Source organism: Rhodopseudomonas sp. BR0C11 (genome assembly GCF_010820945.1).
Lineage (GTDB): Bacteria > Pseudomonadota > Alphaproteobacteria > Rhizobiales > Xanthobacteraceae > Rhodopseudomonas > Rhodopseudomonas palustris_H.
The window spans coordinates 1-11,620 of the sequence record NZ_QTKI01000126.1 but is presented as its reverse complement, the minus strand read 5'-3'; the positions used below and the strand labels follow the sequence as shown (position 1 = coordinate 11,620).

The 11,620-nt window shown below is 64.8% G+C and carries 8 protein-coding genes; 7 read left to right on the top strand and 1 reads right to left on the bottom strand.

Annotated elements, in window-relative coordinates; genetic code table 11:
- Positions 1-958 (top strand): molybdopterin cofactor-binding domain-containing protein (locus DYI24_RS12060; protein ID WP_164572453.1); only part of this gene is annotated, 958 nt, incomplete at its 5' end.
- The gene (gene hcrB / locus DYI24_RS12055) at positions 955-1,932 is read left to right on the top strand and encodes a 4-hydroxybenzoyl-CoA reductase subunit beta (RefSeq protein WP_164572452.1); all 978 of its coding nucleotides are present in this window, start codon (positions 955-957) and stop codon (positions 1,930-1,932) included. The genes DYI24_RS12060 and hcrB, both read left to right, overlap by 4 nt.
- Before the next feature lie 30 nt (positions 1,933-1,962).
- Here the strand turns inward: hcrB and DYI24_RS12050 are convergent, their stop codons facing one another.
- On the bottom strand, positions 1,963-2,688 hold the full coding sequence (locus DYI24_RS12050; RefSeq protein WP_164572451.1) for a Crp/Fnr family transcriptional regulator: 726 nt from the start codon (positions 2,686-2,688) through the stop codon (positions 1,963-1,965).
- Between the two features lie 193 nt (positions 2,689-2,881).
- Here DYI24_RS12050 and DYI24_RS12045 point away from each other — a divergent pair, with 193 nt between their 5' ends.
- From DYI24_RS12045 to gltA, 5 genes are all read left to right on the top strand, one after another.
- The gene (locus DYI24_RS12045; protein ID WP_164572450.1) at positions 2,882-3,994 is read left to right on the top strand and encodes a Zn-dependent alcohol dehydrogenase; all 1,113 of its coding nucleotides are present in this window, start codon (positions 2,882-2,884) and stop codon (positions 3,992-3,994) included.
- Positions 3,995-4,028: 34 nt separating this feature from the next.
- Positions 4,029-4,850: an alpha/beta fold hydrolase gene (locus tag DYI24_RS12040; protein ID WP_164572449.1), complete on the top strand. Its 822-nt coding sequence runs from the start codon at positions 4,029-4,031 to the stop codon at positions 4,848-4,850.
- A gap of 128 nt (positions 4,851-4,978) precedes the next feature.
- Complete coding sequence (gene boxC / locus DYI24_RS12035) at positions 4,979-6,673, top strand: 2,3-epoxybenzoyl-CoA dihydrolase (protein ID WP_164572448.1); 1,695 nt, start codon at positions 4,979-4,981, stop codon at positions 6,671-6,673.
- A gap of 94 nt (positions 6,674-6,767) precedes the next feature.
- Positions 6,768-8,219: a benzoyl-CoA 2,3-epoxidase subunit BoxB gene (gene boxB, locus DYI24_RS12030; protein WP_164572447.1), complete on the top strand. Its 1,452-nt coding sequence runs from the start codon at positions 6,768-6,770 to the stop codon at positions 8,217-8,219.
- Between the two features lie 322 nt (positions 8,220-8,541).
- Complete coding sequence (gene gltA / locus DYI24_RS12025) at positions 8,542-11,526, top strand: NADPH-dependent glutamate synthase (RefSeq protein WP_164572446.1); 2,985 nt, start codon at positions 8,542-8,544, stop codon at positions 11,524-11,526.
- Positions 11,527-11,620 lie beyond the last annotated feature (94 nt).

The window sequence follows — 11,620 nt, the reverse complement described above, 5'->3', positions numbered from 1 at the left end:
GGGGGTGGCGCTGCGGCTCGGTTTCGACGGGGGCGTCACCGCGCTGACCGGTGCCGCGGACATCGGCCAGGGATCGTCGACCGTGGTGGCGATCACGGTCGCCGAAACGCTCGGCATCGCGCTGAACCGGGTCCGGGTGATCTCCGGCGACTCCGCCATCACTCCGAAGGACAATGGCGCGTATTCGTCGCGCATCACCTTCATGGTCGGCAACGCCGCCATCGATGCGGCGACGAAGTTGAAACAGATCCTGATCGCGGCGGCAGCCCGCAAGCTCGAAGCCGCTCCCGAGCAGATCGAGTGTGCCGGCGAGAGCTTCTTTATCGGCAGCGGTGCCCAGGCCGCGCTCGGTTTCGGCGAAGTGGCCAAAGCCGCGCTGATCGATGAGGGCGCCATCACGGTCAAGGGCACTTTCACATGCCCGCCGGAATCGCAGGGCGGCAAACATCGCGGCGGCGCGGTCGGTTCGACCATGGGATTCAGCTACGCCGCTCAGGTGGTCGAGGTCAGCGTCGATGATGCGACCGGCCTGATCACCGTCGACAAGGTCTGGGCGGCGCTGGATTGCGGCCGCGCCATCAATCCGCTCGCGGTGGTCGGGCAGGTGCAGGGCGCGGTGTGGATGGGGATGGGGCAGGCAATGTGCGAGGAGACGCGCTATCTCGACGGGCTGCCCGCGCATGCCAGCTTTCTCGAATACAGGATGCCGACGATGATCGAATCGCCTCCGATCGAGGTCGCGATCGTCGAAAGCGTCGATCCATTTGGGCCGTTCGGCGCCAAGGAGGCCAGCGAAGGTGCGCTCGCTGGCTTTCCGCCGGCGATGGTCAACGCCGTTGCCAATGCGATCGGCATCGATCTCGATGATCTGCCGGCGACGCCTGATCGCGTCGTCGAGGCGCTGGCGCGGCGGCGTCGCGAGGCGAAGCGGGCAGTGGCGGTGAGGGCCGCCTCATGACTGGCCTGAATGCGTTGAATTTGCTTCGTCCGGGCTCGGTCGATGAGGCGATCGCCGCACTGCTGGCGCATCCGGGAGGACGGCTGCTCGGCGGCGGTACGGATCTGCTCGTCAACATGCGGCGCGGCATCGCGCAGCCTGAGACACTGATCGACACCACCGGCATCGCCGAGATCAAACGGCTCGTCGTCGATGGCAGCGGCGTGACCGTCGGCGCCGGAGTCACCGTGGCGACCCTCGCCGCCGACAGTCTGGTTGCTGCCCGCTATCCGGCGCTGAGCGAAGCTGCTCGCAGTGTGGCGGGGCCCGGTCATCGCAAGCTCGGCACCGTCGGTGGCAATCTCTGCCTCGACACCCGCTGCATCTACTACAATCAGACCGAATGGTGGCGCGCGGCCAATGCGTACTGCCTGAAGAATCGCGGCGAGACTTGTCACGTCGCCCCGAAGGGCAACCGCTGCCACGCCGCCTTCAGCGGCGATCTCGCGCCGGCCCTGCTGGTGCTCGGCGCCGAGGTCGAGATCGCCGGGCCCGGCGGCCGGCGCCGCATCGCGCTCGCCGAATTGTATGTTGAAGATGGGCGGGCGCATCTCGCGCTGCGGCCAGGCGAGGTCGTTGTTGCGGTGCGGCTGCCGCCCGATCCACCTGCGTCGCGCTACGTCAAGGTGCGGCAGCGCGGCGCAATCGACTATCCGCTTGCCGGCATAGCAGTTGCGCTGACGCGTTCCGGCTCCAAGATCGCGCAGCTTCGCATCGCGCTGACGGGGACCAATTCAAGGCCGTTCCTGCTCGCCGAGACCGCCGCCTTTTCGCAGCGGCCGCTCGACGATGCGATACTGCGCGAGATCGACCGGCTGGTGCAGAAACAAGTGCAGCCGATGCGGACGACGCTGATGCCAGCCAACTACCGGCGCGTCGTTGCGGCGGCCCTGGCGAGCCGCGTGACGGCCGAGCTGTTTGCCTCGCTGGCGTAGGGCTGCCGGGGGCCCTGCGCGAATGAGCGCTTAGCGTACGGCCTGCAGCTTACCGCGCACCGCACTGCGGCCGTCGGTTGCCAGCTTGCGCAACCTTGCGACATCGCGCACCGCGACTTGCGACGCCTCGACAGTGACGCCGATGCTGCGCAGCTTGGCGAAGGCCCGCGACAGCGATTCCGGCGTCAACCCCAACTCACCGGCGATCAGCGCCTTGTCGTAGGGCAGCACCAGCGCGCAGGAGCCGTGCTCGGCGATCGCCAGCGAGGCCAGGAATTCGGCGAGCCGCTGCACCCCGCTCTGTGCCTTGAGCTGCTCGACGCGCTGCACCAGATGGTGCATGTGCTGGCAGATCGAAGCGATCATCGGCACCGAGATATCCGGGTTGGCCCGGATGCAGCGGACCAGATGATCAGCAGGGATTCGCGCGACCCGCGCGTCGGTGACTGCTTCGGCGTTGGCCAGATAGCGGTGGCCGGTCAGCGCCGCGGCTTCGGCGAAACTGCCGCCACGGCTCATGATTTCGATCACGGCTTCGTCGCCGGCCAGATTGCTGCGAAACAGCTTGACCCAGCCGCCGACGACAATGAAGAACGCGGTCGCCGGCTCGTCCTGGCGCACGATCGACTCGCGCGGCCGCAGGCTGATCGCGGTGGCCGGCGCGATCATGTGCGCGACGGTCTCCGCCTTCAGTCCGCGAAACACAGCGATCCGGGTGATGACCTGTAGATCACCACCGGTCAGCTTCGAAGCCATCGAGAGCGTTTCCAATTTTGATTAGGGCAACTACACCCCATGCCGGTTTCGCGGTTCCTTGATCGCCATCAACTATTTTGTGCATTCTGGTACGAAATTATGTTGCACTGCAGCGCCATGTTGCAGGGCAATCACCCGTCCTGCGCCGCGGAGGCGCGTTGAAAACCTGCGAGCCGCTGCTAACCTACGAGGCATGGACATTCGGGCGGCGGTGTTTCGAGAGATTGGCGCGGCGCTCCGCGTCGAGCGGATTGTGCTGGATCCGCCGCAGCCGACCGAAGTTTTGGTGCGGCTCGCTGCCATCGGCCTGTGCCGAACCGATTATCACGTGATGCGCGGCGAGCGCCGTGTTGCGATGCAGCCGATGGTGCTGGGTCATGAAGCCGCGGGTGTCGTCGAGGCGATCGGCAATCAGGTGCAGGGCGTCGCGCCGGGCGATCACGTGGTGCTCACCTTCATTCCCGGCTGCGGCCGTTGTCGTTGGTGCCAGCGCGGATTGCATCATCTATGCGCCGAGGGGCCGCGCATCACGCATGGGCCGCAGCTCGACGGCAGCTTCCGTCGACGCGATGCCGACGGCCATGATGTCGGCGCGTTCTGCATGATCGGAGCGTTTGCCGAAGCCACCGTCGTCGATCAGGCCTCGGTGCTGGTGATCGAGAAGGATATTCCGCTCGATCATGCCAGCCTGATCGCTTGTGGCGTCCCGGCCGGCGTCGGCGCGGCGCGCCATCGCGCGCGCGTCAAGCCGGGAGATACGGTGCTGGTGGTCGGCTGCGGCGGCGACGGCATGAACGTGGTGCAGGGCGCAAAACTCTGCGGCGCGTCGATGATCATCGCTGCCGACATCGTCGCACAAAAGCTGGAATGGGCGGGGAGCTTCGGCGCCACGCACGGCACCACCGCGCAAGGCGACGAGCTGATCAGCACCGTGCAGGCGTTGACCGAAGGCGTCGGTGTCGATCACGCCTTCGTCTGCATCAACCCAGCCGAAACGCTGCTGCCGGCGTTTCGTGCCACCGCGAAGGCCGGCAACGTTGTGGTCACTGCGATCACGCCCGACACCGTCAAGCAGATCGACGTGCCGCCTCTGGAACTGTTCGCCACTCAGAAGGCGATCATGGGCGCGGTGTACGGCTTCGCCAGCCCGCGTCTGCAAATCCCCGAACTGCTGGGCCTGTATCGCCGCGGCGATCTTAAGCTCGGCGAATTGATCAGCCGGACCTATCGGCTCGACGAGATCAACCAAGGCTATGCCGACCTCGATGCCGGGCGGAACCTGCGCGGCGTAGTGCTGATCGATTAAAGTCAGTGCAAGGCCGATGACAAAAGGAACAACAATGGCAGGCTTGACCCCGACTGGTACGCTGGCAATCGAAGGCGCCCAGTTGGAATATCGCTTCGTTGGTCCGCAGCCGGACGCCGCACCGACCCTTGTGTTGCTGCACGAAGGTTTGGGTTCGGCGGCCTTGTGGGGCGAATTTCCGGACAAGCTCGCGGCCGCGACCGGTGCCGGCGTGTTCGCATATTCCCGCGCCGGCTATGGCAGCTCGACACGTGCCGCATTGCCGCGCCCGCTCGACTACATGCATCGCGAGGCTTTGCAGGTGTTGCCGCGGGTGCTTGACCAGATCGGCTTTCGCCGCGGCCTGCTGGTCGGCCACTCCGACGGGGCCTCGATTGCGGCGCTGTATGCGGGCGGCGTCGCCGATCACCGCGTTCGCGGTGTCTCGCTGATCGCGCCGCACTTCATCGTCGAAGACATTTCGGTGGCGTCGATCGCGGCGATTCGGACGACGTACGAGACGACCGAGCTGCGTGCAAAGCTCGCGCGCTGGCACGACGACGTCGACAATGCCTTTTACGGCTGGAACGATGCCTGGCTCGATCCGGCGTTTCGCGCCTGGAACATCGCCGACTCGCTCGCTTACATCCGGGTGCCGCTGCAGATCGTGCAGGGCGAGAACGACCAATACGGAACGATGCGGCAGATCGAGATCGCACGTTCGGAATGCTATTGCCCGCTCGAAGTCGAGCTGCTCGCGGGAGCGGGGCATTCGCCGCACCGCGAAGCCGCCGACGCGACGCTGCGGCTGATCGCCGGCTTCGCGGACCGCATTCTGAGCGGCCATGCCGAGGCGACCGACGGTCGCGCTGCCTGATCAGCCCTCGACAACGGACCAAGCCGTCTCGCATTAAAATGCATCAAAGTTGCATTTGCGGCTGGACTCTCCGGCTAAACATGAATTATAATGCATATTACAAGCAAGAGGAAACGCAGGGAGCCGCCATGGCCGAGGCAGCAGACACGCGCCCGCTCGCGAACGGAGCTGTGCGGGTCGATTTTCAGACCGAGCCGTCCCGCTATCGGCATTGGAAGCTGACGGTTGATGGCGAGATCGCGACGCTCACCCTCGACGTCGACGAGAACGGCGGTCTGTTCGAAGGCTACCAGCTCAAGCTGAATTCCTACGATCTCGGCGTCGACATCGAACTCGCCGACGCGATGCAGCGGCTGCGGTTCGAACATCCCGCCGTGAAGGTGATCCTGCTACGCTCCGCCAAGAACCGGGTGTTCTGCGCCGGCGCCAATATCCGGATGCTGGCCGGCGCCAGCCACGTCCACAAGGTCAACTTCTGCAAGTTCACCAACGAGACCCGCAACGCCATCGAGGATTCCTCGCAGCATTCCGGTCAGCGTAGCATCGCGGTGATCAACGGCACCGCGGCCGGCGGCGGTTACGAACTCGCGCTCGCCGCCGATCACATCATCATGGCTGACGACGGCTCCGCGGCGGTGGCGTTGCCGGAAGTACCGCTGCTCGCGGTGCTGCCCGGCACCGGCGGCCTGACCCGTGTAATCGATAAGCGCAAGGTTCGCCGCGATCATGCCGATGTGTTCTGCACCATTGAGGAAGGCATCAAGGGCAAGCGCGCGGTCCAGTGGCGGCTGGTCGACGACATCGTCGCGACCACCAAGCTCGACGCCAAGGTGGTTGAGCGCGCCCGCGAACTTATTGCCGCCTCGCTGCGCCGCGGCGCTGGGCCGGGCATCGCGCTGACGCCGCTGCACCGCAGCTTCGACGACACAGGCGTGCGCTACGGCTTGGTCGGCATCGAGATTGATCGCGGCGCTCGGATCGCGACCATCACGCTGAGCGGCCCGGACGCGGCGCCGCCGACCTCGATCGAGGCGCTGCAGGCGCAAGGCGCGGCGTTCTGGCCGTTGCAGCTCGCCCGCGAACTCGACGACGCCATTCTGCATCTGCGGCTCAACGAGCCGGAGCTGGGCCTTTGGGTGTTCAAGTCCCACGGCGATGCAAACCAAGTGCTGGCTTACGACGCGCTGCTCGAAGCGCATAAGGGTCACTGGCTGGTCAACGAGATCCGCCACTTCTGGAAGCGCGTGCTGAAGCGCGTCGATGTCACGTCGCGCTCGCTGGTGACGTTGGTGGAGCCCGGCTCATGCTTCGCCGGTACGTTGGCGGAGCTCGTGTTCGCCGCCGACCGCAGCTACATGCTGATCGGCTCGCGTGAGGGCGATAATCGCCCGCCACCGATGCTGACGTTGTCGGGACTCAACTTTGGTGCCTATCCGATGAGCCACGGTCTCACCCGGCTGCAGTCGCGCTTCCAAGCTGATCCGGCCGACCACGAGGCGGTGCAGAGCAAAACCGGCGAAGCGCTCAATGCCGAGGCGGCGGAGACGCTGGGTCTGGTCACGTTCGCGCTCGACGATATCGATTGGGACGATGAGGTTCGCGTCTTCCTGGAAGAGCGCGCATCGTTCTCGCCCGACAGTCTCACCGGCATGGAAGCGAACCTGCGCTTCGTCGGCCCCGAGACCATGGAGTCGAAGATCTTCGCGCGCCTAACCGCCTGGCAGAACTGGATCTTCCAGCGCCCGAACGCGGTCGGCGAGGCCGGCGCGCTGCGCCGCTACGGCAGCGGGCAGAAGCCGCAATTCGATATGACGAGAGTCTGACATCGGCGATCAGCTCGATGTAGTGCGCTCTCGCTGAAACGAGACACCTGCTTCGGCATTGCGATTGATACCGCGATCAACCCGGGAGCCGCCCATGAATATGAACATCATGCACGTCGACTACTCGACCAAGATCCCCAACAACGTCGATCTCGGCTCCGATCGCCAGGTGCTGAAGGCGCTGGAGGGGTGGCATCCAGGCTACATCGACTGGTGGAACGACATGGGGCCTGAGGGCTTCCAGGAGTCGCTGGTGTATTTGCGCACGGCGTATTCGGTCGACCCGCGCGGCTGGGCGAAGTTCGACTACGTCAAGATGCCTGACTATCGCTGGGGCATTCTGCTGGCGCCGAAGGAAGAAGGCCGCGTCGTGCCGTTCGGCCAGCATTACGGCGAGCCGGCTTGGCAGGAGGTGCCGGGCGAGCACCGCGCGATGCTGCGGCGGCTGATCGTGATCCAGGGTGACACCGAGCCGGCGTCGGTCGAGCAGCAGCGCCATCTCGGCAAGACCGCGCCATCGCTCTACGACATGCGCAACCTGTTCCAGGTCAACGTCGAAGAGGGCCGCCATCTGTGGGCGATGGTGTACCTGCTGCAGAAATACTTCGGACGCGACGGCCGTGAGGAGGCCGACGGTCTGCTGCGCCGCCGCTCCGGCTCGGACGATGCGCCGCGGATGCTGGGTGCGTTCAACGAGGCGACGCCGGACTGGCTGTCGTTCTTCATGTTCACCTATTTCACCGATCGCGACGGCAAGATGCAGCTGCACAGCCTGGCGCAGTCGGGCTTCGATCCGTTGTCGCGCACCTGCCGCTTCATGTTGACCGAAGAAGCGCACCACATGTTCGTCGGCGAGACCGGCATCAGCCGGGTGGTGCAGCGGACCTGCGAGGCGATGCGCGCCGCTGGCATCACCGATCCGACCGACATCGACAAGGTTCGCGCGCTCGGTGTGATCGACCTCCCGACGGTGCAGAAGAAACTCAACCTGCACTACTCGCTGTCGCTCGATCTGTTCGGCTCGGAAGTCTCGACCAACGCCGCCAATGCGTTCAATGCCGGCATCAAGGGACGCTTCCACGAGACTCAGATCCAGGACGATCACAAGCTCGAGCACGACACCTATCCGGTGCTGAAGCTGGTGGACGGCGAGATCAAGCGCATCGACGAGCCGGCGCTGACCGCGTTGAACATGCGGCTGCGCGACGACTACTCGCAGGATTGCGTCAAGGGTCTGCTGCGCTGGAACAAGGTGATCACCACCGCCGGCTACGACTTCCAGCTCAAGCTGCCGCACGTCGCGTTCCACCGCCAGATCGGCGAGTTCAAGGATGTCGAAGCAACGCCCGACGGCGTGCTGATCGATCCGGCGACCTGGGCCAAGCGGCGCAACGAATGGCTGCCCTCGAAGGATGATGGCGAATTCATCGCCTCGCTGATGGTGCCGGTGTCGGAGGCCGGGCAGTACGCGTCGTGGATCTCGCCGCCGAAGGTCGGCATCGACAATCGTCCGGGTGATTTCGAGTACGTAAAGATCGAGACCTGAGTCGCGAGAAGCTACAGCGCTTCATTCTTAGACCTATGTCTAAGGCCGCCCGACGAAAGCCGGGCGGCCTTTTGCATGCCGGTCATGCATGCGGAACGTCGGGTGAAGACTCGCTTGCTGCCCGTCAGCGCCGGTCAATAGCGCACAAATCGGCCTAATCCGTCGATCGCCACCGAGTGGACTGCGTCCGCCGGCAACGGTGCGGCGCCGGACCGGACATGACCGAAGTCAAATCAATTTGGCGCTCGTTGGCTATTTTGGGCCGCTTTCCCCTCACCTCTCGATGCCGCTCGCCGGCCTCGGACCAATCTGTGCTGTCACCATGTATCGTATTGTTCGACGCGAGCAGTTCTCGGACGCGACCTTCCTGTGGGACGTCGAGGCACCGGATATCGCGGCTTCTGCCGAGCCCGGCCATTTCGTCATGCTTCGTCTCTACGACGGTGCCGAGCGCATTCCGCTCACCGTCGCCGATTTCGATCGCGACAAGGGGCTGGTGACGGTCGTCGTCCAGGCGCTCGGCAAGACCACGCGCGAGATGCGCGACAAGTTCAAGGAAGGCGAAGCGTTCGAAGACTTCGTCGGTCCGCTCGGTCTGCCGCAACACATCGACAAGGTCGATCACGTGGTGTTCGTCGGCGGCGGCCTCGGCGTCGCGCCGATCTTCCCGCAGCTCCGCGCCTTCAAACAGTCCGGCGCGCGGACCACAGCGATCATGGGCTTCCGCACCAAGGATCTGGTGTTCTGGGAGGACAAGTTCCGCGAATTCGCCGACGAACTGATCATCTGCACCGATGACGGCAGCTACGGCGAGCCCGGCCTCGTCACCGCGGCGCTGGAGCGCGTCATCACCCAGCAGAAGCCCGACAAGGTGGTGGCGATCGGCCCGATGCCGATGATGCACGCCTGCGTCGAGACCACCCGTCCGCACGGCGTCAAGACCATGGTGTCACTCAACACCATCATGGTCGACGGAACCGGCATGTGCGGTTCGTGCCGGGTCACCGTCGGCAATGAAGTGAAGTTCGCCTGCGTCGACGGCCCGGATTTTGACGGCCACAAGGTCGATTTCCACGAGCTGCACGCCCGCCAGAAGCGTTTCAAGACCGAGGAAGACAAGGCGAACGAACACTTCGCCCACGTCTGCAATCTCGAAAAGCAGCTGATCGTCGAGGGCAAGCGCAACTACAAGAAGCTGGCGACGCTGCCGCCGCATCAAACCCCGATGCCGGAGCGCAACGCTCACGAGCGCGCCACCAATTTCAAGGAAGTCAATCTCGGCTATTCGGTCGAGGAAGCGTTGCAGGAAGCGGAGCGCTGCATCCAGTGTATCACGCCGACCTGCGTGGCCGGCTGCCCGGTCGGCATCGACATTCCGGTGTTCATCCGCAACATCCTGTTCCGCGACTTCGATGCGGCGCTAGAGACGATCTATCAGTCGAGCATCTTCCCCTCGATCTGCGGCCGCGTCTGCCCGCAGGAGACGCAGTGCGAAGCGCAGTGCATCATCCGCAAGTACAAGAAGCATGAGCCGGTCGCGATCGGTCGTCTCGAGCGCTTCATCGGTGACAACGCACGGGCGCCGAAGAGCAAGCCGATCGATCTGTCCAAGACGATCGGCAAGGTCGCGATCGTCGGCTCCGGCCCGGCGGGCCTTGCCGCCGCAGCCGATCTCACCCGCTACAATGTCGAGACCACCGTGTACGAGGCGCTGCACGTGCTCGGCGGCGTGCTGCAATATGGCATTCCGTCATTCCGGCTGCCGCGCGACATCATCGATCGCGAAATCCAGCGGCTGAAGGATATCGGCGTCAAGTTCGAGACCAACAAGGTCGTCGGCAAGACGTTCACTATCGAACAGTTGATGCGCGACCGCGGCTTCGATGCGGTGTTCGTCGCGGCCGGCGCCGGTGCGCCGACCTTCCTGGGCATTCCCGGCGAGTTCGCCGGTCGGGTCTATTCGGCCAACGAATTCCTCACCCGTATCAATCTGATGGGCGGCGACCGCTTCCCATATCTCGATACGCCTGTCAGCGTCGGCAACAGCGTCATCGTGATCGGCGCCGGCAACACCGCGATGGATTGTTTGCGCGTCGCCCGCCGTGTCGGTGCCGAGACGGTGCGCTGCGTCTATCGCCGGTCGGAAGCCGAGGCGCCGGCCCGCATCGAAGAAATCCGCCACGCCAAGGAGGAAGGCGTCGACTTCTTCTTCCTGCATTCGCCGGTGGAGATTCTCGTCACCGAGAGCGGCGACGTCCGTGCGGTGCGGCTGCAGAAGATGGAGCTCGGCGAGGCCGACGAGCGTGGTCGACGCAAGCCGGTGCCGCTCGACGAGTTCATCGAGCTCGAATGCGACACGGTGATCTATGCGCTCGGCACCAAACCGAATCCGATCATCGGCCAAGCGACGCCCGGCCTCGCGCTCAACAAGTGGGGCAACATCGCAGCCGATGACGATACCCAGTCGACCAACATGCCGGGCGTGTTCGCCGGCGGCGACATCGTCACCGGGGGCGCCACTGTGATCTTGGCGATGAGCGCGGGCCGCCGCGCCGCCAAGTCGATCGCCGCCTGGCTGCGTCTGAATAAGACCAAGTGGCCCATCACCGCGCAGGATGCCGACGATTTCGTCGCCGGCAAGCTGGCATCGCCGATCGAGGAGGATGGCGTGGCGCATTGCCCGAAGTGTCACCAGCCGCTGGAAGGCTCCGAAGAGTACATCTGCTGTGCCGGCTCCGAGCTGCAATGGCGCTGCGACGACTGCGCCAAGGTCAGCGAAGGCTTCGCGTTCCCTTACGGGATGTGCCCGCATTGCGGTGGCAAGCTGCAGCCGCTCGACCGCGCCGGCGTCAACGATGAGGCAGGGCTTGCGGCGATCCGCACCGCGTTCGAGATCGAACTCGGCGGCCGCGCATTCTATGCCCGCGCCGCGAAAGAAACGTCCGATCCGACATTGCAGGAGCTGTTCCTCAGCTTCGCCGCGATGGAAGAGGAGCACATGACCACGCTGGCCAATCGCTACCATGTGGCGATTCCGCAGGCGACCGAGGGCTTCCATCTCGGCACCGCGGCGATCATGGCCGGTGTCAAAGGCCGGATCGGCGATCCGACCACGCTGTTCGAAGCCGCAATCGAGTTCGAGCGGCGCGCCGCCTCGTTCTTCAAGACCCGGGTTGGCGAGACCCCGGACGGTTCGGTCGAGCGTCAGCTCTATCGCGAACTTGCCGCCGAAGAGGACGAGCACGTCTCAGTGCTGCAGACCGAATTCGCGCGCTGGAAAGAAGGCAAGCGCGGGCTGCTGACGTAAACAGCGTCCTTGATTCGAAGAGATAGGCTGCGTCTAAGCACTGAGTCCTCATCCTGAGGAGCCCGGCGAGGCCGGGCGTCTCGAAGGATGAGGA

What these genes read in the sequence shown, in the direction of transcription:
- hcrB (WP_164572452.1), top strand. Translation starts at nt 955, where the DNA reads ATGACTGGCCTGAATGCGTTGAATTTGCTTCGTCCGGGCTCGGTCGAT.
- DYI24_RS12050 (WP_164572451.1), bottom strand. Translation starts at nt 2,688, where the DNA reads ATGGCTTCGAAGCTGACCGGTGGTGATCTACAGGTCATCACCCGGATC.
- DYI24_RS12045 (WP_164572450.1), top strand. Translation starts at nt 2,882, where the DNA reads ATGGACATTCGGGCGGCGGTGTTTCGAGAGATTGGCGCGGCGCTCCGC.
- DYI24_RS12040 (WP_164572449.1), top strand. Translation starts at nt 4,029, where the DNA reads ATGGCAGGCTTGACCCCGACTGGTACGCTGGCAATCGAAGGCGCCCAG.
- boxC (WP_164572448.1), top strand. Translation starts at nt 4,979, where the DNA reads ATGGCCGAGGCAGCAGACACGCGCCCGCTCGCGAACGGAGCTGTGCGG.
- boxB (WP_164572447.1), top strand. Translation starts at nt 6,768, where the DNA reads ATGAATATGAACATCATGCACGTCGACTACTCGACCAAGATCCCCAAC.
- gltA (WP_164572446.1), top strand. Translation starts at nt 8,542, where the DNA reads ATGTATCGTATTGTTCGACGCGAGCAGTTCTCGGACGCGACCTTCCTG.